Source organism: Sphingomonas sanxanigenens DSM 19645 = NX02 (genome assembly GCF_000512205.2).
Classification (GTDB): Bacteria; Pseudomonadota; Alphaproteobacteria; order Sphingomonadales; family Sphingomonadaceae; genus Sphingomonas_D; species Sphingomonas_D sanxanigenens.
The window spans coordinates 977,344-998,076 of sequence record NZ_CP006644.1 but is presented as its reverse complement, the minus strand read 5'-3'; the positions used below and the strand labels follow the sequence as shown (position 1 = coordinate 998,076).

The 20,733-nt window shown below is 67.8% G+C and carries 26 protein-coding genes, 1 tRNA gene and 1 other RNA gene; 6 read left to right on the top strand and 22 right to left on the bottom strand.

Translation table 11 applies throughout. The features are described 5' to 3' along the window. Window positions 1–30: 30 nt before the first annotated feature. Window positions 31–115 (bottom strand) — tRNA-Leu (locus NX02_RS04765). Between the two features lie 111 nt (window positions 116–226). Here NX02_RS04765 and NX02_RS04760 point away from each other — a divergent pair. Continuing rightward, window positions 227–418, top strand: a complete 192-nt coding sequence (locus tag NX02_RS04760; RefSeq protein ID WP_025291052.1) for a hypothetical protein — start codon at window positions 227–229, stop codon at window positions 416–418. A gap of 30 nt (window positions 419–448) precedes the next feature. Here the strand turns inward: NX02_RS04760 and NX02_RS04755 are convergent, their stop codons facing one another. From NX02_RS04755 to gatC, 10 genes are all read right to left on the bottom strand, one after another. Further along, a complete protein-coding gene (locus tag NX02_RS04755; RefSeq protein ID WP_025291051.1) occupies window positions 449–703 on the bottom strand; it encodes a hypothetical protein in 255 nt (84 codons plus the stop codon). Between the two features lie 95 nt (window positions 704–798). Then, entirely contained in the window at window positions 799–1,482 is a 684-nt protein-coding gene (locus NX02_RS04750) for a hypothetical protein (RefSeq protein ID WP_025291050.1), read from the bottom strand. Continuing rightward, window positions 1,479–1,898 carry a hypothetical protein gene (locus NX02_RS04745; RefSeq protein WP_025291049.1) on the bottom strand — a complete coding sequence of 140 codons (420 nt, stop codon included), beginning with the start codon at window positions 1,896–1,898 and terminating at the stop codon, window positions 1,479–1,481. The genes NX02_RS04750 and NX02_RS04745 overlap by 4 nt, the downstream gene beginning before the upstream one ends. A 93-nt stretch (window positions 1,899–1,991) precedes the next feature. Continuing rightward, entirely contained in the window at window positions 1,992–2,840 is an 849-nt protein-coding gene (locus tag NX02_RS04740) for a hypothetical protein (RefSeq protein ID WP_025291048.1), read from the bottom strand. Then, complete coding sequence (locus tag NX02_RS04735) at window positions 2,840–3,523, bottom strand: hypothetical protein (RefSeq protein ID WP_245648764.1); 684 nt, start codon at window positions 3,521–3,523, stop codon at window positions 2,840–2,842. The genes NX02_RS04740 and NX02_RS04735 overlap by 1 nt, the downstream gene beginning before the upstream one ends. 159 nt (window positions 3,524–3,682) lie before the next feature. Then, on the bottom strand, window positions 3,683–5,155 hold the full coding sequence (gene gatB, locus NX02_RS04730; RefSeq protein ID WP_025291046.1) for an Asp-tRNA(Asn)/Glu-tRNA(Gln) amidotransferase subunit GatB: 1,473 nt from the start codon (window positions 5,153–5,155) through the stop codon (window positions 3,683–3,685). After that, window positions 5,148–5,564: a type II toxin-antitoxin system VapC family toxin gene (locus NX02_RS04725; protein WP_025291045.1), complete on the bottom strand. Its 417-nt coding sequence runs from the start codon at window positions 5,562–5,564 to the stop codon at window positions 5,148–5,150. The genes gatB and NX02_RS04725 overlap by 8 nt, the downstream gene beginning before the upstream one ends. Then, window positions 5,561–5,839: an AbrB/MazE/SpoVT family DNA-binding domain-containing protein gene (locus NX02_RS04720; protein WP_025291044.1), complete on the bottom strand. Its 279-nt coding sequence runs from the start codon at window positions 5,837–5,839 to the stop codon at window positions 5,561–5,563. Before NX02_RS04720 ends, NX02_RS04725 begins: the two co-directional genes overlap by 4 nt. A gap of 51 nt (window positions 5,840–5,890) precedes the next feature. Further along, window positions 5,891–7,372: an Asp-tRNA(Asn)/Glu-tRNA(Gln) amidotransferase subunit GatA gene (gene gatA, locus NX02_RS04715; RefSeq protein ID WP_025291043.1), complete on the bottom strand. Its 1,482-nt coding sequence runs from the start codon at window positions 7,370–7,372 to the stop codon at window positions 5,891–5,893. Next, window positions 7,372–7,659 (bottom strand): Asp-tRNA(Asn)/Glu-tRNA(Gln) amidotransferase subunit GatC, encoded by a 288-nt coding sequence (gatC, locus tag NX02_RS04710; protein WP_025291042.1) that lies wholly within the window; start codon window positions 7,657–7,659, stop codon window positions 7,372–7,374. Before gatC ends, gatA begins: the two co-directional genes overlap by 1 nt. Window positions 7,660–7,739: 80 nt before the next feature. On the opposite strand from gatC, the gene NX02_RS04705 reads away from it, so the two are divergent. Further along, window positions 7,740–8,729, top strand: a complete 990-nt coding sequence (locus NX02_RS04705; RefSeq protein WP_025291041.1) for an aspartate carbamoyltransferase catalytic subunit — start codon at window positions 7,740–7,742, stop codon at window positions 8,727–8,729. Beyond that, window positions 8,720–9,952 (top strand): dihydroorotase, encoded by a 1,233-nt coding sequence (locus tag NX02_RS04700; protein ID WP_047099736.1) that lies wholly within the window; start codon window positions 8,720–8,722, stop codon window positions 9,950–9,952. Before NX02_RS04705 ends, NX02_RS04700 begins: the two co-directional genes overlap by 10 nt. A gap of 51 nt (window positions 9,953–10,003) precedes the next feature. Here NX02_RS04700 and NX02_RS04695 read toward each other — a convergent pair whose 3' ends face one another. From NX02_RS04695 to NX02_RS04685, 3 genes are all read right to left on the bottom strand, one after another. Continuing rightward, the gene (locus tag NX02_RS04695) at window positions 10,004–10,687 is read right to left on the bottom strand and encodes an N-acetylmuramoyl-L-alanine amidase (RefSeq protein WP_425424032.1); all 684 of its coding nucleotides are present in this window, start codon (window positions 10,685–10,687) and stop codon (window positions 10,004–10,006) included. Between the two features lie 115 nt (window positions 10,688–10,802). Further along, window positions 10,803–11,450, bottom strand: coding sequence for a histidine phosphotransferase family protein (locus tag NX02_RS04690; RefSeq protein WP_025291038.1), 648 nt, complete (start codon window positions 11,448–11,450; stop codon window positions 10,803–10,805). A gap of 87 nt (window positions 11,451–11,537) precedes the next feature. Further along, window positions 11,538–11,936 (bottom strand): M67 family metallopeptidase, encoded by a 399-nt coding sequence (locus tag NX02_RS04685; RefSeq protein ID WP_025291037.1) that lies wholly within the window; start codon window positions 11,934–11,936, stop codon window positions 11,538–11,540. A 17-nt stretch (window positions 11,937–11,953) separates the two neighbouring features. On the opposite strand from NX02_RS04685, the gene NX02_RS04680 reads away from it, so the two are divergent. The 3 genes from NX02_RS04680 (at window position 11,954) to mtgA (ending at window position 14,714) form a co-directional block, all read left to right on the top strand. Next, the gene (locus tag NX02_RS04680) at window positions 11,954–12,907 is read left to right on the top strand and encodes an RluA family pseudouridine synthase (RefSeq protein WP_025291036.1); all 954 of its coding nucleotides are present in this window, start codon (window positions 11,954–11,956) and stop codon (window positions 12,905–12,907) included. A 54-nt stretch (window positions 12,908–12,961) separates the two neighbouring features. Continuing rightward, window positions 12,962–13,897: an RNA polymerase sigma factor RpoH gene (gene rpoH, locus NX02_RS04675; RefSeq protein ID WP_025291035.1), complete on the top strand. Its 936-nt coding sequence runs from the start codon at window positions 12,962–12,964 to the stop codon at window positions 13,895–13,897. 115 nt (window positions 13,898–14,012) lie between these two features. Continuing rightward, a complete protein-coding gene (mtgA, locus tag NX02_RS04670; RefSeq protein ID WP_025291034.1) occupies window positions 14,013–14,714 on the top strand; it encodes a monofunctional biosynthetic peptidoglycan transglycosylase in 702 nt (233 codons plus the stop codon). Between the two features lie 30 nt (window positions 14,715–14,744). Here mtgA and NX02_RS04665 read toward each other — a convergent pair whose 3' ends face one another. The 8 genes from NX02_RS04665 to NX02_RS04635 form a co-directional block, all read right to left on the bottom strand. Continuing rightward, window positions 14,745–14,936, bottom strand: a complete 192-nt coding sequence (locus NX02_RS04665) for a hypothetical protein (protein WP_025291033.1) — start codon at window positions 14,934–14,936, stop codon at window positions 14,745–14,747. A gap of 186 nt (window positions 14,937–15,122) precedes the next feature. Further along, on the bottom strand, window positions 15,123–15,446 hold the full coding sequence (locus NX02_RS04660; RefSeq protein ID WP_025291032.1) for a YbaB/EbfC family nucleoid-associated protein: 324 nt from the start codon (window positions 15,444–15,446) through the stop codon (window positions 15,123–15,125). Next, on the bottom strand, window positions 15,443–17,233 hold the full coding sequence (locus NX02_RS04655) for a DNA polymerase III subunit gamma/tau (protein ID WP_025291031.1): 1,791 nt from the start codon (window positions 17,231–17,233) through the stop codon (window positions 15,443–15,445). Before NX02_RS04655 ends, NX02_RS04660 begins: the two co-directional genes overlap by 4 nt. Before the next feature lie 112 nt (window positions 17,234–17,345). Next, window positions 17,346–17,867 (bottom strand): YcxB family protein, encoded by a 522-nt coding sequence (locus tag NX02_RS30580; RefSeq protein WP_158013913.1) that lies wholly within the window; start codon window positions 17,865–17,867, stop codon window positions 17,346–17,348. Between the two features lie 35 nt (window positions 17,868–17,902). Continuing rightward, window positions 17,903–18,000: signal recognition particle sRNA small type (ffs, locus tag NX02_RS31305), an RNA gene on the bottom strand. A 199-nt stretch (window positions 18,001–18,199) separates the two neighbouring features. Beyond that, window positions 18,200–18,535 (bottom strand): 2Fe-2S iron-sulfur cluster-binding protein, encoded by a 336-nt coding sequence (locus NX02_RS04645; protein ID WP_025291029.1) that lies wholly within the window; start codon window positions 18,533–18,535, stop codon window positions 18,200–18,202. Then, window positions 18,532–19,635 (bottom strand): cysteine desulfurase family protein, encoded by a 1,104-nt coding sequence (locus NX02_RS04640; protein WP_039997109.1) that lies wholly within the window; start codon window positions 19,633–19,635, stop codon window positions 18,532–18,534. Before NX02_RS04640 ends, NX02_RS04645 begins: the two co-directional genes overlap by 4 nt. Next, the gene (locus NX02_RS04635; RefSeq protein ID WP_025291027.1) at window positions 19,632–20,708 is read right to left on the bottom strand and encodes a cysteine desulfurase family protein; all 1,077 of its coding nucleotides are present in this window, start codon (window positions 20,706–20,708) and stop codon (window positions 19,632–19,634) included. The genes NX02_RS04640 and NX02_RS04635 overlap by 4 nt, the downstream gene beginning before the upstream one ends. Window positions 20,709–20,733 lie beyond the last annotated feature (25 nt).

The following is a 20,733-nucleotide window of genomic DNA, read 5'->3' as shown; positions in this document are numbered from 1 at the left end:
TGGGCAGCGTCAGCGCGCAGGTGACGGGACTGGTGCGGGCGAAGGGACTCGAACCCCCACATCTTGCGATACTGGAACCTAAATCCAGCGCGTCTACCAGTTCCGCCACGCCCGCTTGGACACCGCCGATCGGCGGCGTCTATAGCAATGCTGGGCCCAAGGGCAAGTCGGGCGGCGGATCAAGTGCCGATCCCGCGCGTTTCTTCCCCTGAAAGGAGACCGACCGATGGCCACCGTGCCCACCGATCCCAACCCCGACAGCCCACCCGACATGCCCGCAGAGGTTCCCGACGAGATCGTGCCGCCCGATGGCGACACCGACCGTCCCGCACCGATCGACGATCCCAACACCTCCGGCGCGATCGACGCCGGCCTGCCCGATCAGGGCGATATAGAAGGCAACCCGGACGCCGCATAGGCGCGAAATGCCAGCGGCCGTACGCGCCTGTCAGCAGACCTGCGCGTACGCCGCCCCGGCGGTGACCAGCACGTTGCGCACCAGATCCGCCGTCTCGTCATCGGCTTCGATCGAAATCGCCGGCATCAGGGCCGAGCCGCCCTGGGCGACGCGGCCCTCACCCTCGCCACGGCCTTCGGGCGCGAACGCGATGCCGGTGCGCTCGATGCCATATTCCTGCACCAGCCGCTCCATCGCGCGATCCGCCTCGCGCCGCGTATCGAATTCGCCCACAACGATTTTCATGCAGCCGCTCCATCGCATTGACGATCGAGCTTGAATGGACGACGGGGCAAGCGGTTCCCTGCAATGGTTGGCCGCGCACGCGCGGTTCCCGTCGGTCAGAGCTGGGGAGAAACAGTCGTTGCGGTGCTGGCGCCGCGCCGGGCGGCGCGGCCGCCGAAACGGTTGACCAGCCCACCAAGATAGTTGCCGAACGTCCGATCGGGCGTGAAGCTGGCCGGCACGATCGTGCGGCCGGCGAGAGCCGGCGGCGCGACCAGATCCGAGGGACCGCGTGCGTGCCAGTCGATGCGCACGGGCCGCGGATCCTTGGGCTGCATAGAGCCGAACAGCATCGCCCCCATCATCCCGCTGAGTACGCTCTTTGGCGCCTCACCCTCCGCCCAGTCGACAGCGGGATCAAGCACACCCAGATCGACGATCTCGCCGGGCGCGATCGCGAACATCATGCTGCCCAGCGAAAAGGCGGTTCCATTCGCGCCCTCGATCACCCAGTTGCCGGCGGCGAGTTCGAACAGATAGAGGCGCCCGGTCTTGCTCTTGCCGAACGCCTTGCCCTGCGTGACGATGCGGTCAGCACCACCCGGCACATCGCCCTTTTCGGCGTCATAGCGGGCCAGCGTGACGACCCCCGGCACCTTCGTTCCCTTCATCATCGCGTCGTCGAGATTGCCCACTTCGACGAGAACATAGGCCTTCGCCGGGTCGATCACCGGCGCCTTCGCATGCACGGGCAACGTTGCGAACAGCCAGAGCAGCGCAGCCGCGATCAGCCTTTTCATTCCTTCATCCTCTTGCCCGTTGGCGTGTCGGCGGTGGCGAGCGCGAAGTAGCGTTCTACTCGCGCATCGACATCGTCCAGTTTCTCGATGTCCTTCACGACCTGCTTGTCGACTTCGTATCGCGCATAGCCCTTGTCGGCCATGCAGGTGCGCTCGACGACGCTCATTGTCCGCCGCGTTTCGCCGCCCGACATCAGGCCGATGAACAGGCCGGCAATCCCCTGCGCCAATCCATTCTGCGCACCGGTCAGGTTGCGATTATAGGGCATGTAGACCATCGGACCCGCGCGGCGATCGACGCCGCCGGCGAGACGCTCGCACGCCTCGCGGTCGGCGATATAGGCTTCGCGCGCCGTGTTCGCACGATAGAAATAATAGTATTCGCGCGCTGCAGCAGGCGTGGCCGCGAAGAGCATGGGCCCTACGAGCAATGCAGTCAGCAATGAATGAGGCATCCTCATACTGCCCCCTCCCCCGCAATATATGTCGGCAGGCCTCGCGGCTCGCCGTCAGTTGGCCGCCGTCAGATCGACAATATTATCGCGTTCATAGCGCATCACGCCCGGGATGGCTGCGAGGCGCGAAATGCCGAGGCCGAAATAATTCGGCAGCTTTCCGGCGGGCTTGAATCTTGCCGGTCGGATCGGCAGCGCGGCCAATCGGGGATCATTGGTCCGATCGGCAGCCGGCGGCACGATGCCAAGCTGGACACCGTTAAGCATGCGATCGGTCGTCGTCTGCGGCGTGAGGAGAATGTCGCCGAGATCGACGATCGCTCCCGCCGCAACGTCAAACTTGACACTGCCCATGCAAAGGCATGTACCCATAACCGCCCCGCCAGGAAGAACCGTCATCGGACCGTAGAGCCGGTATGTGCCGGGCGTCACTGCCTGCACGTAGGTCGATCCGTCGGCCTGCTTGCCGAACCGGTTGAGCGCCCCGACCTGTACCCCCGCCATCATTGCGAACGGGGTGAATTCGAAATTCGCCTCGGTCGGCTCGACGGGTTCTTCCGGCACGACGATCGTGCTGTTCGGTTTGGCCGCGGCGATCTTCGCGTTGTCATAGGCGGCCCGCTTTTTCTGATATTTGGCGTGGGACTCAGCGAGCGCTTTTTTACGCAGCGCATCATAGGTCGCCTGATCTGCGGCGCTCGGTTCGCGAACGAAATAGAGCGCCACGGGCGTCGGCGCCCGCACCAGCATATAGCCTTGGGCAGGATCGAGTGTAACCGCCGGCTTGTCCTTGACAGGTGCCGTGGTAACGAAAACGGGCGGCTTTTCCGCAAGCGCGGGTGCGGTGAGGCCGATGCCGACCATCGCGAGACCGGCCACGGCGCGGGCGAACGGACGGCGCATCACAACCCCAGCCCCCCGCCCTGCGGCGCGTTCGTGGCGGAGGCGACCAGCGCCTGCTGCCTCAGGCAACGCTGCCGCTCCTCCTCCTTCACACCGGACAAGCCCTCTTCGAAATTGAAGGCTTCCCACAGCGGCTTGGGCAGACCGTAGCGCTCATAGCCCTTGTAGTTCATGCATTGACGCATGTTCACGCGGCGCATCCTGCGTTTCTCGGCCGAGCCGAAGATCGCCGCGGCCATGGCATTGCCGATGGCACCACCGATCGCCCCGCCCAGCGTACCCGCATAGGGATAGGGCGTCTCCATATAGGTGACGCCGCTCGTCAGGCCGCGCGCATAGCCGTCGCATTCACTGATATCCGCGTAGGCGCTGGCGAAATCGGTGCCCGGCCGATGAAACACATAATATTTGTCGAAATCCTTCGCCTCCTCTCCAGTGGGCTGGAAAGCGATATTAGGCATCGTCAGTGCTGCGCGCTCGGCTTCGCCAACACTGGCGGGGCCGAACGGCGAAACGCTGTCAGCGAGATAGCGGGTTCCGCCCTGCGGCGCGGCATCCGTCACTGCCGGTGTCGCCGCAACGACGGCCGGCGCAGCGTCCGTCTGCGCGAACGTGCCGGTCGGCACGATCAGCACAGCGCACAGCACCGCCGAACAGGCGGTGCGCATCGTCAATCTGCTCATATTCCCCCAATACCCCCAGAGCACCAAAGGTGCTCGAAGACATGTCTAGCTCAAGCCGGGGAGGACACAAGCAGGTGCGACCGCGGAACGGCGATCAATTGCCAATTCGGAGCAAATAACCGCGCCGCCGCCCGCTTCCAGCGAGCGGCAGGCCGCAAATCAGCCCAGCGCCTTCTTCAGCAGCTCATTGACCACGCCGGGATTGGCCTTGCCGCCCATCGCCTTCATCGTCTGGCCGACGAAGAAGCCGAACAGCTTGTCCTTGCCGCCGCGATAGTCGGCGACCTTGTCGGCATTGGCGGCCATCACATCGGCGATCGCGGCCTCGATCGCGCCGGTGTCGCTGGTCTGCTTGAGGCCCTTTTCCTCGACGATCCGCGCGGGATCGTCGCCGGTCTCCAGCATGATCTCGAACACCTGCTTGGCGAGCGTGCCGGACAAGGTGCCATCGGCCACGAGGCCAAGCAGTTCGGCGCCCTGCCGCGGCGTCACCGGGCTGTCCTCGATATCCTTGCCCAGCCGGTTGAGCGCGCCGAACAGGTCGGAGATCACCCAGTTGGAGGCCTGGCGCGCGAGGTCGGGCTTCGCCAGCGCGTCGAGCAGCGCCTCGAACCAGCGCGCGGTCTCGATCTCGGCGGTCAGCACGTCCGCGTTGTAGGCCGGCAGGCCGAGTTCGCCCTCATAGCGCTTGCGCTTGGCATCGGGCAGTTCGGGCAGGCTGGCGCGGCATTCCGCGAGGAAGGCGTCGTCCAGTTCCAGCGGCAGCAGATCGGGATCGGGGAAGTAGCGATAGTCGTGCGCATCCTCCTTGGAGCGCATCGACCGCGTCTCGAACTTGTCCGGATCGAACAGGCGGGTTTCCTGCACGATCGTGCCGCCATCCTCGATCACGCCGACCTGCCGCTTCGCCTCGATCTCGACCACAGCCTGCACGAAGCGCACCGAGTTGACGTTCTTGGTCTCGGTGCGCGTGCCGAACGGTTCGCCGGGGCGGCGCACGCTGACATTGACGTCGGCGCGCATCGAGCCCTCATCCATATTGCCGTCGCATGAGCCGACATAGCGCAGGATCGAGCGCAGCTTCTTCACATAGGCCCCGGCTTCCGCCGGCGAGCGCATGTCGGGCCGCGACACGATCTCCATCAGCGCCACGCCGGAGCGGTTGAGATCGACATAGGAGCGCGTCGGATGCTGATCGTGCATCAGCTTGCCGGCATCCTGCTCGACATGGATGCGCTCGACGCCGATCGTCTTGGTCACGCCTTCCGCGGGCTCGATCTCGATCGCGCCCTCACCCACCAGCGGATGGTAGAGCTGGCTGATCTGATAGCCCTGCGGGAGATCGGCATAGAAATAATTCTTGCGGTCGAAGCGCGACCAGCGGTTGATCTGCGCGTCGATCGCCATGCCGGTGCGCACCGCCTGGCGGATGCACTCGCGGTTCGGCACCGGCAGCATGCCGGGCATCGCCGCGTCGATCAGGCTCACCTGCGAATTGGGCTCGGCGCCGAAAGCCGTCGCCGCGCCGGAGAACAGCTTGGCGTTCGACGTGACCTGCGCATGGACCTCGAGGCCGATCACGACCTCCCATTCGCCGGTGGCACCCTGGATGCGATAGCTGCTTTCAGTCATGATCGTCTTTCGATGGGCTGATCAGCGCAAGCGCTGGAAAATAACTGCGATAATGGCGCGGGTCACGAGTGATCAAGGCGTCTGCCTGATCCACCGCATGCGCGCCGATCAGAAAGTCCGCGAGGATCTTGTCCCGCTTGCCGCCTGCCTTGCGGTAGGCGTGGTGGGCCTGACCCGCGCGATGCGCAGCCGGAGCAGCAAGGTCGTGAACCGAAAGACCCAGCCGATCGAGCATTGCCGTGAGGCCGGCAACATCATTCGCCACGGGGGCAAGCTCGCCCATCACGATGGCACTCACGGCAACCTCTCCTTCGAGTTGCGCTGCCGCCACCGCTTCGAACGACCACCGATGCCAGCGTGGATCATGCTGGAGCAGATCAATCACGACATTCGTGTCCACCATGATCATGCAGGATCGTATTCGTCGCCGCGAATGTCCCGCATGATCTCATCGGTGGGCCGCCCCGGTTGAAGGCTGACGAAATCGGCCAGCGCGGCCTCCATCCTCGCGCGAATCCGCGCGAGTTCCACGTCGCGATCGATGCGCGGCTTGCGGATCACCGCCTCGTCGCCGCCACGCCACTCGATCTCAACCGGCTCGCCGGGCTTGAGACCAAGCGCGTCGCGCACGTCCTTGGGGATCGTGACCTGCCCCTTCACCGTGAGATTGCTGAGCTTACCCATGGCTGAAGTATTACCATCCTTGGTATTACCTGTCGAGCAAACGCCCGTCGCTTACCACCACTTCCCCGGCCGCGCCGTGAACCCCGCGCGCTGTTCGATCGCGAGGCCTGCGTTGAGCACGCCCTGTTCGTCCAGCGCCTTGCCGATGATCTGCAGCCCCAGCGGCAGGCCTTGCGCGTCGAGACCGCCCGGCACCGACATCGCCGGCAGGCCGGCGAGCGACGAGGGCACGGTGAAGACATCGTTGAGATACATTGCCAGCGGATCGTCCGCCTTCTCGCCGAGCGCGAACGCGGCCGAGGGCGCGGTCGGGGTCAGCAGCAGGTCGCACTTCGCCCAGGCCTCGTCGAAGTCGCGGGCGATCAGCGCGCGGACCTTCTGCGCCTGGTTGTAATAGGCGTCGTAGAAGCCGGCCGAGAGCACGTAGGTGCCGATCATGATGCGGCGCTTCACCTCGGCGCCGAAGCCGGCGGCGCGGGTCGCGGCGTACATGTCCTGCAGGTTCGCGCCGTCGGGCAGGTCGCGCAGGCCGTAGCGCACGCCATCATAGCGCGCGAGGTTGGAGGAGGCCTCCGCCGGCGCGATGATGTAATAGGTCGGCAGCGCGTAGCGGGTGTGCGGCAGCGACACCTCGACGACATTTGCGCCGGCATCCTTCAGCCAGGCGATGCCCTGATCCCACAGCGCCTCGATCTCGGCGGGCATGCCGTCGACGCGATATTCCTTCGGGATACCCACGGTCTTGCCGCGCAGGTCGGCGGAAAGCCCAGCTTCCCACGCTGGCACGTTGAGCTGCAGCGAGGTCGAATCCTTCGCGTCGAACCCCGCCATCGCCTCCAGCATGATCGCGCAATCGCGCACGTCGCGCGCCATCGGCCCGGGCTGGTCGAGCGAGCTCGCGAAGGCGACGACGCCCCAGCGCGAGCAGCGGCCATAGGTGGGCTTGATGCCGGAGATGCCGGTGAACGCCGCGGGCTGGCGGATCGAGCCGCCGGTGTCGGTGCCGGTCGCCGCCGGGCACAGCCGCGCGGAAATCGCCGCCGAGCTGCCGCCCGAAGACCCCCCGGGCGCGAGCGCGGCGTTGCCGCCATCGTTGCGCCGCCACGGCGAGATGACGTTGCCGAACGCGCTCGTCTCGTTGGAGGAGCCCATCGCGAACTGGTCGAGGTTGAGCTTGCCGAGCATGCCCGCGCCCGCCGTCCACAGATTGGCGGAAACGGTCGATTCGTAGGTCGGCTTGAACCCGCCCAGCATGTTGCTGGCGGCGGTGGTCTGCACGCCTTCTGTGCAAAACAGGTCCTTCATGCCGATCGGCACGCCCGACAGCGGCTTGAGCTCACCCGTCGCACGCGCCTGGTCGGCGGCGTCGGCGGCGGCCAGCGCATGCTCGGGGGTCTCGACGATGAAGGCGTTGAGCGGCTTCGCCGCCGCCACCGCGTCGACGAAGGCGGTCGCCACTTCGCGCGCGGAAAAGCTGCCGTCGCGCACGCCGTCGCGGATCGCCGCGACGCCAAGATCCGTCAAATCAGTCATCATTCGATCACCTTCGGCACGGCGAAGAAGCCATGTTCGGCTTGCGGGGCGTTGGCGAGCACGCGATCGCGGATGCCGCCATCGGTGACGACATCGTCGCGCAGCCGCAGTTGATTGGCGATCACCGCGGTCATCGGCTCGACGTCGGTCGTGTCGACCTCGCCCAGTTGCTCGATCCAGCCGAGGATGTTGTTGAGTTCGGGGACCATCGCCTCCACCTCGGCATCGGTGGCGGCGATGCGCGCGAGGCTCGCGATCTTGCGGACGGTTGCTGTGTCTACGGACATGGCGGGCGGCTAGCACCCCGCCCGATCGGCTTCAAGCGCGGCTTGAGCTTGGGGGCCGGTGGCGCTAACGCCCACAGCCGATGACGACCCCCGTCCCCCGCGATTATCATGGCCTGGTGGGCAGCCAGGCCTTCCCCCATCGCCACCTCACCGGCATCGCCGGGTTGCAGCCGCACGAGATCCATTTCCTGCTCGACGAGGCCGAGCAGTGGGTGGAGATGAACCGCGGCAAGACCAAGCATGACAACCGGCTGGCCGGCCTGACGCTGATCAACGCCTTCTTCGAAAACAGCACGCGCACCTTGCTGTCGTTCGAGATCGCGGGGAAGCGGCTGGGCGCCGACGTGGTCAACATGCACGCCGCCCAGTCCAGCGTGAAGAAGGGCGAGACGCTGATCGACACGGCGGTGACGCTGAACGCGATGCGCGCCGACTGCATCGTCATCCGCCACCAGAGCTCGGGGGCGGTGCGGCTGATCGCCGACAAGGTCGATTGCCCGGTGCTCAACGCCGGCGACGGCTGGCACGAACACCCTACCCAGGCGCTGCTCGACGCGCTGACCATCCGCCGCCGCAAGGGCAGTATCGCCGGGCTGACCGTGGCGATCTGCGGTGACATCATGCACAGCCGCGTCGCGCGCTCCAACATCCTCGCGCTGACCGCGCTCGCCGCGCAGGTGCGCGTCGTCGGCCCGCCCACATTGCTGCCGCCTGCGGTCGAGCGACTCGGGGTGACGCCCTTTACCGATTTCGATCGCGGCATCGCCGATGCCGATGTGGTGATGATGCTGAGACTGCAGAACGAACGAATGGCCGGCGGCTTCATCCCCTCCCCCCGCGAATTCCACGCCTTCTGGGGCCTGACGCCGGAGCGACTGAAGAATGCCAGGCCCGATGCGCTGGTGATGCATCCGGGGCCGATGAACCGCGGCGTCGAGATCAGCAGCAGCGTGGCGGACGACAAGGCGCGTTCGGCGATCACCGAGCAGGTGGAGATGGGCGTGGCGGTGCGCATGGCCTGCCTCGACGTGCTGACGCGCAAGCGCCGGGGGGTCGAAGGATGGGCCTGACCACGAGCCGCGCGATCCTCAACGCGCGCATCGTCGATCCGGAAGGCGGCGTCTCGCAGGGCGGCGTGCTGATCCGCGACGGCAGCATCGCCGCGGTCGGCGCGATCGACGTGCCCGCCGGCCTGGAGGTGCTCGATGCCCGCGGCGCGATGGTGGCGCCGGGCATCGTCGACCTCGGCATCTTCGCGATCGACCTGCCGGCGATGCGCGCCGGCGGCATCACCCGTGCCGGGCTGATGCCCGACCAGGCACCGCCGCTCGACGGCCCCGGCCTCGTCCAGCGCGCCGCCGCAGCCGGCAAGCCCGACCTGTGGATCCACCCGATCGCCGCGGCGACGCGCGCGCTGGAGGGCCGCGAACTCGCCGAATATGGCCTGATGAAGACCGCCGGCGCCCGCGCGGTTTCCAGCGGCCGCACATGGATCGCCGATTCCGCGATCATGCTGCGCGCGCTGCGCTATGCCGCCGCGCACGATCTGGTGTTCATCGCCCATGCCGAGGATGGCGGCCTCACCGGCGGCGCGGTGGCGACCGCGGGCGAAACCGCGACGCGGCTGGGCCTGCCCTCCGCCCCCGCCATCGCCGAGGCGATCGCGATCGCGCGCGACCTGTGGCTGGCGCGCGAGGCCGAGTGCCCGATCCACTTCCGCCAGGTGACCACCGCCGCCGGCTTCGACCTGATCCGCGCCGCCAAGGCGGCGGGGCAGAAGGTCAGCTGCGGCATCGGCCCGGCGCACCTCCATCTGTCCGACATTGCGGTCAGCGACTTCCGGACCTTCGCCCACCTCTCCCCGCCGCTGCGCGACGAGGCGGATCGTCAGGCCGCGCTCGCCGCGGTGGCGGACGGGACGATCGACGTGCTGTGCTCCGCGCACGACCCGCGCGGCCCCGAGGACAAGCGCCTGCCCTTCGCCGATTCCGCCCCCGGCATGGCGGGCGCGGAAACCTTGCTGCCGATGGGCCTCGCGCTGGTGCGCGACGGGCTGATCGCGATCGAACGCCTGTTCCGCCTGCTCTCGACCAACCCGGCCCAGCTGCTGGGCGTGGAGGGCGGCGTGCTGCGCGAAGGCGCCGCCGCGGACCTGATCCTGTTCGATCCGGAAACGCCGTGGCTGGTCGACACCAACCGCCTCGCCGCAACCGCCGGCAACACGCCGTTCGATGGCTTGCCCGTGCAGGGCAAGGTGCTGCGGATGATCAAGGGCGGGCAGCTGTTCGATTGAGGCCTGCTCTTTTCCTTGCCGACGCTCCGCGCGGCGAGGAAAAAATCGGCGTCAATCATCCCCCTGCGGCTTGGGCAGCAGCAGCGCGAGCAGGATGGCGCGGCATTCGCCGTCGATCTCGCCGTCGATCAGTTCCGGACGGAAGCGGCGCTGGAAGGCGACGACCGCGGCCATCTTGTCGGCAACGTCATAGCCGAACCGTTCCAGCGCCAGCAGGAAGCCGCCGTCGGTCCAATTGGGGTCCATCAGATTCTTCGTCGGCCGCGGCAGCGCCAGCCGCAGGCGCGCCAGCCGGTGCCACGGGAAGAGTTCGCCCGGATCGCGCTTGCGTGCCGGCGCGATGTCCGAATGGCCGACGATGTTGCCGCGGGTGATGCCGTGGCGGCCGACGATCGCGCCGACCAGCGGCACCAGCGCGTCGATCTGCTCCTCGGGGAAGGGCCGATAGCCGAACTCATGCCCCGGATTGACAATCTCGATGCCGATCGAGGCGCTGTTGATGTCGGTCACGCCGCGCCACCACGAACGGCCGGCGTGCCAGGCACGCTTGTCTTCCGCCACCATGCGGACGATCTGGCCGTCCTCGGCGATCACATAATGCGCCGAGACCTTGGCCTCGGGATCGGCGAGCCGCGCGATCGCCTCCGCCCCGCTCTGCATGCCGGTATAGTGCAGCACCAGCATCGAAATCGGCAGCGAGCGCTCATCCCAATTGGGGGAAGGCGTCTCGATCATTGGCGATACCATGTGCGCGCTTTCTTCCCCATAGCCCCCTGGCCACGCGGCAGCGCCGCGCCCATCCGCACTAACCCAAAGCCGGGCCCCAAGGAATCCCGATTCTGGAGCCCGCTCAGCCCACCGGCGGCCCGATCATCGCGCCGAACAGCAGCGCCGGTTCCTGCGGGTGCGAAACCAGCACCGCGCCGCCATTCTCGCGCGCGAGCGTGCGCACCAGCACCGCCGGCGCAGCGCGCGGCGCGATCACCGCGACGTCGGTCAGATCATTCTCCAGCGCATGGCGCAGCGCCGGATCGAGCGCGAAGCGCGGGCCTTCGGCGCGCACGACGATCTCGGTCTGCAGCCCCGCCCGCTCGGCGGCGATGCTCATCCGCCCGCCGCGCACCAGCGCCTCGCCGGCGATCAGCGCGAGGTTCATCAGCACTTTCAGCGGCGTGCGGCCGATATCCTGCTCGAGCATCCAGTCGAGCGCGATGCGGCCGTCCCGGCAGAACAGGTCTTCGATCGCCGCCTTGGCCTCGCGCGCGTCGATGGTCTCGCCGAACCCGCCGGCCGCCCCGAAGGCGAGGCGGAAATATTTGAGGCGGGCGGCCGACGCCCGCGCACTGTCCGCCAGCAGGTCCATGCAGCGTGCGCGCATCTCGGGATCGCGCTCGTCGGCCAGCAATTCGATGCCGTTGGTGAGTGCACCGACGGGGCTCAGCAGATCGTGGCAGAGCCGGGAGCAAAGCAGGCTGGCGAGTTCGACGGCAGTGATCATGAACAGGGAACGTCCGGCTGATTGGGGGAAATGGGCGGCGGGGGCGTCTTTCTGGGCGCAGCCTGCGGCGGATGCAAGCGATGCACGCTAATGCGCCATCGCCACGGCTTCGAACCGCCCGGCAATCGCGCCGACCCGAGTCGCGACGAACAGGCGCGCAGCGCCGCCGCCCAGCAACAGCCAATATTCGCCGCCGATCGCCTGCTCCGCATCGCGCGGGCTGGGCTCCGCCGACCCGGTGGGGTGCGAATGATAATGGCCGATTATCCGGGGCCCGCCGGCGCGCGCGGCGCGGTGCGCGGCGAACAGCGTGGCGGGATCGATCTCGAAGCGGTGCGCCGGGTCCGCCGCGACGTTGGCGGCGGGCAGGATCGCCTCGATCCGCCCCGCCCCGCCCAGCAGAAGCCCGCAGATCTCCGCCCCGGGCGACGCCGCCGCCGCGCGCAGGAGTTCATCGACCAGCGACCTTGAAATTTCGACCCGCATGCCCATCTAGCTAGGCGATGAATTCGGGGGTTTCCACGGTCACCGCACGCATCGAGCCCGGGTCGGATGGCTGGCGGCTCGACCGCGCGCTCGCCGGTGCGGTGCCGGCCCTGTCTCGCGAACGGCTCAAATCACTGATTTCGGCGGGACAAGTGCTGCAGGGCGACACCGCGGTGCGCGATCCGGCGATCAAGGCGCGCGCCGGCGACGAGTTCGAAATCCATGTTCCTGCTCCCCGCCCCGCGCACAACGAGGCGCAGGACATTCCGCTGGTGATCGCGTTCGAGGACGAGCATCTGCTGGTGGTCGACAAGCCCGCCGGTCTCGTCGTCCACCCGGCGGCGGGCAATCTCGACGGCACCCTGGTCAACGCGCTGCTCCACCATTGCGCCGGCCAGCTTTCGGGCATCGGCGGGGTCGCGCGGCCGGGGATCGTCCACCGGATCGACAAGGATACGTCCGGGCTGCTCGTCGTCGCCAAGACCGACCGGGCGCATGAGGGGCTTGCGGCGCAGTTCGCGAAGCACAGCATCGACCGGCGCTATCTCGCGATCGTCAGCGGCCGGCCCAATCCCCCCGCCGGCGCAGTCGATGCATCGCTCGCCCGCTCGGTCCATGATCGCAAGAAGATGGCGATCGTGGGCGAAGGCCGCGGCAAGCGCGCGGTGACGCATTACCGGCTGCTGGAGCGGCTGGCGGATGCGGCGCTGCTCGAATGCCGGCTGGAAACCGGGCGCACCCACCAGGTGCGCGTGCATCTGAGTTCATTGGGCCACGGGCTGCTCGGCGACCCGGTCTATGGCCGCGCCAAGCCGGCGCATCGCGAGTTGCTCAAGCGGTTGGGGTTCGAACGGCAGGCGCTCCACGCCGCCGGCCTGGGCTTCATCCACCCCATCCATAGTCACGCTTTGTCGTTCGAAAGCGAAATTCCGTCCGACATGCAGGAACTGTTCAACAAGCTTTCGGTATAAGCTGATATACACGTCGCGAAGAGTCGCCGCAGTGCGACCAGGGAGTTAGGCATCATGGCAAACAATGGCAGCTTCGACGCAGGCAGCGGCAGCGGCGGCAACATGCCCGCCACGATTCCCGCCCTCGGCGGGGAAGCCAGCCTGAACCGGTATCTTTCGGAAATCAGGAAGTTTCCCCTCCTCACGCCGGAGGAAGAATATATGCTCGCCAAGCGCTTTCAGGAACATCAGGATCCTGAAGCGGCGGCGCGGCTCGTCACCAGCCACCTGCGGCTCGTCGCGAAGATCGCGATGGGATACCGCGGCTATGGCCTGCCGGTGAGCGAGCTGATCTCCGAAGGCAATATCGGCCTGATGCAGGGCGTGAAGAAGTTCGAGCCCGATCGCGGGTTTCGCCTCGCGACCTATGCGATGTGGTGGATCCGCGCCTCGATCCAGGAATTCATCCTGCGTTCGTGGAGCCTGGTGAAGATCGGCACTACTGCCGCGCAGAAGAAGCTCTTCTTCAACCTGCGCCGGATGAAGAACCAGATCGACGCGTTCGAGGATGGCGACCTGCGCCCCGAAGACGTCCTCAAGATCGCCACCGACCTCGGCGTCACCGAGGAGGATGTGATCAGCATGAACCGCCGCATGGCGATGGGCGGGGATACCTCGCTCAACGTCTCGCTGCGGGAGGATGGCGAAGGCCAGTGGCAGGATGCGCTGGCGGACACCGGTCCGCTGCAGGATGAGCGGCTGGCCGAGTCCGAGGAAAAGGACGTCCGCCACAACATGCTGCTGGAAGCGATGGACGCGCTCAACGACCGTGAGCAGCATATCCTCACCGAGCGCCGGCTGGCCGAAGAGCCCAAGACGCTCGAGGAACTGAGCCAGGTCTATGGCGTCAGCCGCGAGCGGGTCCGCCAGATCGAAGTGCGCGCGTTCGACAAGCTTCAGAAGGCGATGATGCGCATCGCCGGCGAACGCCGGCTTCTGCCCGCGTCGTAGGATCAGCGACTTTCTCCTCCCCGGCGCCCAGCGTCGGGGAGCGAATCTTGCGCCGTTCCCTCCCGAGTTCATCTCCCACCTTCACCAAGCCGCAATCGCTTGGTAGGCGCGAGCCATGGCCAAGGCTCGCAAACGCTCCTTCCCCGCCCGCATCCTGATGCTGCTGATCAAGGCGGTGGTGCTGTGGGTCCTGCTGTCGATCCTGATGGTGGCGGTCTATCGCTTCGTGCCGCCGCCGATCACCTGGACGATGATCGGTGACATCGCCGGCGGCCGCAGCATCTCGAAGGACTGGATGAGCCTGTCGGTCATGGATCCCGACATGGCACGCGCGGCGATCGCCGCGGAAGACGCCAAGTTCTGCGTTCATGGTGGCTTCGATACGCAGGCGATCGAAAAGGCCTATCTCAGCAACCGCAAGGGCGGCCGGATCCGCGGCGGATCGACGATCAGCCAGCAGACCGCCAAGAACGTCTTCCTGTGGCAGGGCGGCGGCTATTTCCGCAAAGGACTGGAAGCCTATTTCACGCTGCTGATCGAGTGGATCTGGGGCAAGCGCCGGATCATGGAAGTCTATCTCAACGTCGCCGAAACCGGCATCGCCACCTATGGCGCCAATGCCGGAGCGCAGCGTTACTTCAACCATGGTGCCAGCCGGCTCAGCACGAGCGAGGCTGCCCGCATCGCCGCGGTGCTGCCGCTGCCGAAGAAGCGCAACGCGATCGGCCCGCGCGGGTTTACCCGCCGCTATGGGAATTCGATCACGGCACGTATCGGCGTCGTCAGACGCGACGGATTGGATAGCTGCCTGCGCTGAGCATGATCGGCCTGCGCGTCAGAGTGCGCGTCAGAGAATGACGGAAAGCAAAGCCGCCCATACGCCAAAACCGGCCACCGCGGACGCGGCGATAAGGAATGCGCCGCCGCCGGCCGGCGGATCGACATCGTCGCGGGACAAAAGACGAATGCGCGGCTTGTGGGAACGCTGCGCGGGCTTGGGAAATAAAGCCTGCTCGCGCAGGCGATACGTGTTTGCCATTGGGACCTCCTCAATCACGAACGGACAGAAGAAATCCCGGTTCCGACTAAGTCGCTGGATGCAAACAAAACATCCCACTCGGCCTATAATGGAATTGCACCTTGCGGCGCACAATCCAGCCCTTGCACCATGGCCGGCAGCGGCGCCACCGGCCATGGTGCATTGCTCGAAATCGGTCGAATGTTCTCAGAACGGCAGCTTGAACCCTGGCGGCAGCGGCATCCCGGCGGTCATCTTGCTCATTTCGGCGTTCGAGGCGGCGTCCGCCTTGGCGCGCGCATCGTTGATCGCGGCGGCGACGAGATCCTCGAGCATCTGCTTCTCGGACGGCGCCAGCAGCGACTGATCGATATCGACGGTGATGATCCGGCCCTTGGCGGTCGCCTTGATCTTGACGAGACCGCCGCCGGCGGCACCTTCCACTTCGATCGTGTCGAGCGCGGCCTGGGCCTTCTGCATTTCCGCCTGCACATTTTGCGCCATGGCGAGAATGTCGTTCAAATCCTTCATAACGTTCCGTTCCTTGCTTCCAACGGATAGGGGTGGATGAGTTCGGCCTCCGGAAAGGCCTCGATCGTCGCGCGCACCAGCGGCATCGCCAATATGGCATCGCGCGCCGCCGTTTCACGCATGCGCTCCTGGTCGAGCAGGGTCGGCTCCGCCTGGCCCTCGCCCAGCGAGACCTTCCACACGGCGCCCGTCGTCGCCTTCAGCGCCTCGGCAAGCTGGCGCACGAAATCCGGCAGCACCGGGCGCGACGGCTTGAGCACCAGTTCGGGCGGCGCGAAGCGCACCAGCCCCATATAATCGTGGACCTGCTGCTGAAGCTGCAGCTTGCCGCCATCGCCCAGCATCCGCACCAGCGCGGTGAAATCGGCCGGCAAGGCGGGGCCGGCGGGTTCGGCGGCCGGCGGTGGTGACGGGGGCGGTGACGGCGGCGGCGCCTGTTCCTCCTCCCAGGCCGGCGGGCCATCCGGCGCCTGATCCCAGGGCGGCGGCGGCTCGGGCGCGAAGGATCGCGGCGGCGGGGCGGCGGCGGGTGCCTCGGGCGCGGCGGACGATGAGGACGGCGGCGGCGATCCGCCACCCGACACCGGCGCGCCCCCCGAAGGCGGCAGCCCCGGCATCTCGCCACGCAGCAGCCGCTTCGCCAACTCGCCCGGATCGGGCATCTCGGCGGCGTGGATCACGCGCAGCAGCGCCATTTCGGCGGCCTCGAGCGGCAACGCCGCGCGGGTCACCTCATCATGCCCCTTGAGCATCAGCTGCCACAGACGGTGCAGCGACGCGAAGGAAAGCTGCGTCGCCCAGCCGGCGAACGCCTCCCGCTCCTCGGCGGACTGCGCCGGATCGGCGGCCACGCCCACGCGCACCAATGTGACGCCATGGACGACGCCCAGCAGATCGCGCAGCACCGCCACCGGATCGACGCCCAGATCATATTGATCGTTGAGCAGCCGCAGCGCTGCTGGGGCATCGCCCGCCATCAGCAGCCCGAACAGCCGCCGCACCGCGCCGCGATCGGAAAGGCCGAGCATGTCGCGCACCTGCGCGGCGCTCACGCCCGCATTGCCCTCAAGCCCGGCATGCGCGATCGCCTGGTCGAGGATCGACAGGCCGTCGCGCGCCGACCCTTCCGCGGCGCGCGCGATCAGCGCCAGCGCCTCATCCTCGGCGACCACGCCCTCGGCCTCGACCACCCGGCGGAAATGCGCGGCGAGCAGCTCGGCGGAAATGCGGCGCAGGTCGAAGCGCTGGCAGCGCGACAGCACCGTCACCGGCACCTTGTTGACCTCGGTGGTGGCGAACAGGAACTTCACATGCGCCGGAGGCTCCTCCAGCGTCTTCAGCAACGCGTTGAACGCGTTCTTCGACAGCATGTGGACCTCGTCGACGATATAGACCTTGTAGCGCGCGGAGACCGCCGCATAGCGCGACGCCTCGATGATCTCGCGCACGTCGTCCACGCCGGTATGGCTGGCGGCGTCCATCTCGATCACGTCGATGTGGCGGCCTTCGGCGATGGCGATGCAGGGCTCGCAGACGCCGCATGGCGAGATGGTGGGGCCGCCCTGCCCGTCCGGCCCGATGCAGTTGAGCGCCTTGGCGATCAGCCGCGCGGTCGAGGTCTTGCCGACCCCGCGCACGCCGGTGAGCAGGAAGGCATGCGCCAGCCGGCCGCGCTTGATCGCGTTGCCGAGCGTGGTGACCATCGCATCCTGGCCGATCAGTTCGGCGAAGGTCTGCGGACGATATTTGCGGGCGAGGACGCGATAGGGCTGCTGGGATTCGGACATCGGATATCAGGATAGGGAGGCGGAGGCGGCTTGTCGAAACCTTCTCATGACAAGCCCGCGCGGCGCCTGAGCGAGCCCTTTCCCGATCGGTCGCGGACCGGGCGGGACGGCATCAACTTTTGCGCCCGCCCGCCCGGCGCGTCGGCACGCCATGCCCGGCCAGCAAGCCTTCCAGCACCGCGCGTTCGTCGGCCGAGGGGAAGACGCGCGCCGGCACCAGATGGTAGAGATTGCCGCTGAGATAGATCAGTATCATGTCGGGCGTGGCGTGCCAGGCGAAGATATCGTCCCATGACAGCCGCGATTCGCCGGCCTGCGAACGCACCCGGAACTGTGCCTCATCCCATTCGTAGCTGGTGGGATAGCGCAACCCGGCCTGCTGGCGGAACGCACGCCGGGCGGTGCGCGGCACCGTCCAGAACCAGAGCAGCGCCAGCATCAGGACGATGAAGGCCAGAGCGCCCGACAGGAACAGATCGAGCCGGCCTGCGGCGAGTTCGATGATTATCCCCGCACCAAGTATGAGGATCATCAGGCCGAAGACGATGAGGAAGACGGGATTGGTGAGCTGGAGCCGAAAATGCGCGCGCGATGCAGCGACGACATCCTCTTCGCGGAGCTGCACATCGATCATGGCGGGCTCCATCGAGAATCTTATCGAAGGCATTCGGAGGTGGGAGCCGGAACGACCCGGGACGAATTCGTTACGGCTGCTTCCTTCCGGATCTGACCGGGTTGGCGACAGTACCGTCCGCCCGACTCCCGCGGCGCATATGGGCGAAGCTTACGCGAAGGGCAAGACCCCCATATGCCCTCCCTGAGCTCAACTCGGGAGGGGACCACCGGCGCAGCCGGTGGTGGAGGGGCCGGCGCCCAACCATTTCGATCGAAGGACATCGGCGCGATAGGGTCCGAGCCCGCCCCTCCGCCACGCGCTATCGCCCGCCCCACCGCCGCCCCGGCCTGTCAACGCCCCTGCATGTTCCGCACTTCGCCGGGCACGCGCACCGTCAGCTGCTCCCAGCCCGCGTCGAGGAAGATCTGGCACGCCAGCCGGCTCGTCCGGCCCGCGCCCGCGGCGAGGTCGAGCATATCCTCTTCCATCTCGCTGGCGCGGGGCAGTTTCGCGAAATCCTCGCGGTCGACGATGACATGGCAGGTGGAACAGGCCATCTGCCCTTCGCAGGTGCCTTCAAGCGGCTGGCCGTCCGCCTGCGCGACGTCGAGCAGGCGCTCGCCCGCCGGCGCATCGACCTCGCTGACATGATTGCCGTCGGCGCTGACGAAACGAACCCGGATCACGCCGCCTGCACCCCCTGCCGTTCCGCCGCCGCGCCGATCAGCGCCGCCGCGCGGTCGATCTCGTCGATCGTCGTATAGCGGCCGAAGCCGATCCGGATGCTCGACCGCGCCGCGGCATCGGCCAGCCCGATCGCCTTCAGCACATGGCTCGGCCGCCCCGATCCGCTGGCGCAGGCCGATCCTGCCGAGAAAGCGACGCCGCGCACCTCGGACATCAGCCGCGCGACATCCACGCCGGCGCGGCGCATGTTGAGATTGCCATGGTAGCGCGCCCCTGCCGACCCGTTGAGCGCCCAATCCGCAAAGCCTTCCCGCGCGCGCCCCCACAGCGCGGCGACATGCGCCGCATCCTTATCCCGCCGCTCCGCCATCAGCCGCGCGGCGGCGCCGAAGCCGGCGCACAGCGCCGGGCTGAGCGTACCCGAACGGCCGCCCGCTTCCTGCCCGCCGCCGTGGAGCAAGGGCGCCAGCGCCACGCCGTCGCGGATCCACAGCGCGCCGATGCCCTTGGGGCCGTGCACCTTGTGCGCGCTGATCGCGACGAGATCGCACGCCTCGGGAACGGCCAGGCGGCCATAGCCCTGCACCGCATCGCACAGCATCAGCGCCCCCGCCGCGTGCGCCAGCGCCGCCAGCTCGGCGATCGGCTGGATGACGCCGATCTCGTTGTTGACCAGCATCGCCGCGACCAGCGCCACCCCCGGCACGATCGCCGCGCGGGCGGCGTCCAGATCGACCAGCCCGTCCGCGGCCACCGGCAGCACCGTCACCGGCCGGCCGGCGGCGGCGAGCGCCGCGACCGTATCGAGCACCGCGGCATGTTCGGTCGCGATCGTGACGATCGTGCCCGGTCCCACGCCCTTCAGCGCCCAGTTGAGCGATTCGGTGGCGCCGCCGGTGAAGCTCAGCGTTCCGCCCGCCGGCAGCAGCGCCGTCACCGCATCGCGCGCCACCTCCACCGCGGCGCGCGCGGCGCGGCCGGGCGGGTGAGCGCTGTGCGGGTTGGCGTGCTGACTTTCCAGCCACGGCAGCATCGCCGCCAGCGCTTCGGGCGCGAGCGGGGTGGTCGCCTGATAATCCAGATAGACGGGCGCGGTCATGCCGCGCGCGCCCGCGCTTCCTTCGCCATCCGCCGCCAATTCTCGACGAAGCGATAGATGTCGGCGCGGCCGGTATCCGGCCCGAAGCTCACGCGCACCACCTCGCCGGCCGCCGCATCGGACCAGCCCATCGCCGCGAGAACATGGCTGGTGCGCAACGTGCCCGAGGAACAGGCGCTGCCGGCGGAAACGGCGATGCCGGCGAGATCGAACTGGATGAGCTGCGCGCTCGCCGCCATGCCGGGCATGCGATAGCTGGCGATCGTCGGCAGCCGATCGGGGCCGCGCGCGACGACCATGCCGCCTGCCGCCTCGATCGCCGCATCCATGTGCGCGCGCAGTTCGCCCGCGCGCGCCACCCAGTTGCGACTCGCCTCGAGCGCGGCGGCGAAGCCTAGCACCGCGGGAAGGTTCTCGGTGCCGCCGCGATAGCCGCGTTCCTGCCCGCCGCTGGGGGCGAGCATCCCGAAATCCTTGACGAGCAGCGCGCCGATGCCCGGCGGCCCGCCCAGCTTGTGCCCCGAAATCGCGATCAGGTCCGCCTCGGGCAGCGCCACCTTGCCGGCGGATTGGGAGCAGTCTGCGAACAGCAGCCCGCCCGCCGCGCGCACCACCGGCAGCAGCCGGTCGAGCGGCTGGATCACCCCCGTCTCGTTGTTGACCGACTGGATCGCGACCAGCGGCTGGCGCGCGGCCAGCGCCCCCAGCCGGCCGGCAAGCGCGTCGGGCGCCACCGTGCCGTCGCCGCCCACCGGCACCACGAACGCCTCGCCCGCGGCGCGATGCACCGCATCATGCTCGACGGTGGAGATCAGCCGCGCATCCGCGACCGCGCGGCCGAGCGCGATGGCGATCGCCTCGCTGGCGCCGCTGGTGAAGACCAGCTCGCCCGTCCAGCCGAGCGACGCCGCGATCCGCCGCCGCGCATCCTCCAGCGCGGCGCGCGCCTTGCGCCCCTCGCCATGCGGCGATGAGGGATTGGCCCAGCGCTCCATACCCTCGAACACGGCGTCGCGCGCTGCCTTGAGGATGGGCGTCGTCGCCGCATGATCGAGATAGAGACGGTCTGCCAACCCGGTACGATGCCCACAAGATTGC

Bases quoted from the DNA above. Each gene is read 5' to 3' on its own strand.
- NX02_RS04760 (WP_025291052.1), top strand. From the start codon at position 227: ATGGCCACCGTGCCCACCGATCCCAACCCCGACAGCCCACCCGACATG.
- gatC (WP_025291042.1), bottom strand. From the start codon at position 7,659: ATGTCCGTAGACACAGCAACCGTCCGCAAGATCGCGAGCCTCGCGCGC.
- NX02_RS04720 (WP_025291044.1), bottom strand. From the start codon at position 5,839: ATGGGTAAGCTCAGCAATCTCACGGTGAAGGGGCAGGTCACGATCCCC.
- NX02_RS04640 (WP_039997109.1), bottom strand. From the start codon at position 19,635: ATGACCGCGCCCGTCTATCTGGATTATCAGGCGACCACCCCGCTCGCG.
- NX02_RS04685 (WP_025291037.1), bottom strand. From the start codon at position 11,936: ATGCGGGTCGAAATTTCAAGGTCGCTGGTCGATGAACTCCTGCGCGCG.
- NX02_RS04655 (WP_025291031.1), bottom strand. From the start codon at position 17,233: ATGTCCGAATCCCAGCAGCCCTATCGCGTCCTCGCCCGCAAATATCGT.
- NX02_RS04750 (WP_025291050.1), bottom strand. From the start codon at position 1,482: ATGAAAAGGCTGATCGCGGCTGCGCTGCTCTGGCTGTTCGCAACGTTG.
- NX02_RS04745 (WP_025291049.1), bottom strand. From the start codon at position 1,898: ATGCTCTTCGCGGCCACGCCTGCTGCAGCGCGCGAATACTATTATTTC.
- mtgA (WP_025291034.1), top strand. From the start codon at position 14,013: ATGGCCAAGGCTCGCAAACGCTCCTTCCCCGCCCGCATCCTGATGCTG.
- NX02_RS04740 (WP_025291048.1), bottom strand. From the start codon at position 2,840: ATGCGCCGTCCGTTCGCCCGCGCCGTGGCCGGTCTCGCGATGGTCGGC.
- NX02_RS30580 (WP_158013913.1), bottom strand. From the start codon at position 17,867: ATGATCGATGTGCAGCTCCGCGAAGAGGATGTCGTCGCTGCATCGCGC.
- gatB (WP_025291046.1), bottom strand. From the start codon at position 5,155: ATGACTGAAAGCAGCTATCGCATCCAGGGTGCCACCGGCGAATGGGAG.
- gatA (WP_025291043.1), bottom strand. From the start codon at position 7,372: ATGACTGATTTGACGGATCTTGGCGTCGCGGCGATCCGCGACGGCGTG.
- NX02_RS04660 (WP_025291032.1), bottom strand. From the start codon at position 15,446: ATGAAGGATTTGAACGACATTCTCGCCATGGCGCAAAATGTGCAGGCG.
- NX02_RS04700 (WP_047099736.1), top strand. From the start codon at position 8,720: ATGGGCCTGACCACGAGCCGCGCGATCCTCAACGCGCGCATCGTCGAT.
- NX02_RS04755 (WP_025291051.1), bottom strand. From the start codon at position 703: ATGAAAATCGTTGTGGGCGAATTCGATACGCGGCGCGAGGCGGATCGC.
- NX02_RS04705 (WP_025291041.1), top strand. From the start codon at position 7,740: ATGACGACCCCCGTCCCCCGCGATTATCATGGCCTGGTGGGCAGCCAG.
- rpoH (WP_025291035.1), top strand. From the start codon at position 12,962: ATGGCAAACAATGGCAGCTTCGACGCAGGCAGCGGCAGCGGCGGCAAC.
- NX02_RS04735 (WP_245648764.1), bottom strand. From the start codon at position 3,523: ATGAGCAGATTGACGATGCGCACCGCCTGTTCGGCGGTGCTGTGCGCT.
- NX02_RS04680 (WP_025291036.1), top strand. From the start codon at position 11,954: ATGAATTCGGGGGTTTCCACGGTCACCGCACGCATCGAGCCCGGGTCG.
- NX02_RS04665 (WP_025291033.1), bottom strand. From the start codon at position 14,936: ATGGCAAACACGTATCGCCTGCGCGAGCAGGCTTTATTTCCCAAGCCC.
- NX02_RS04725 (WP_025291045.1), bottom strand. From the start codon at position 5,564: ATGATCATGGTGGACACGAATGTCGTGATTGATCTGCTCCAGCATGAT.
- NX02_RS04690 (WP_025291038.1), bottom strand. From the start codon at position 11,450: ATGATCACTGCCGTCGAACTCGCCAGCCTGCTTTGCTCCCGGCTCTGC.
- NX02_RS04695 (WP_425424032.1), bottom strand. From the start codon at position 10,687: ATGATCGAGACGCCTTCCCCCAATTGGGATGAGCGCTCGCTGCCGATT.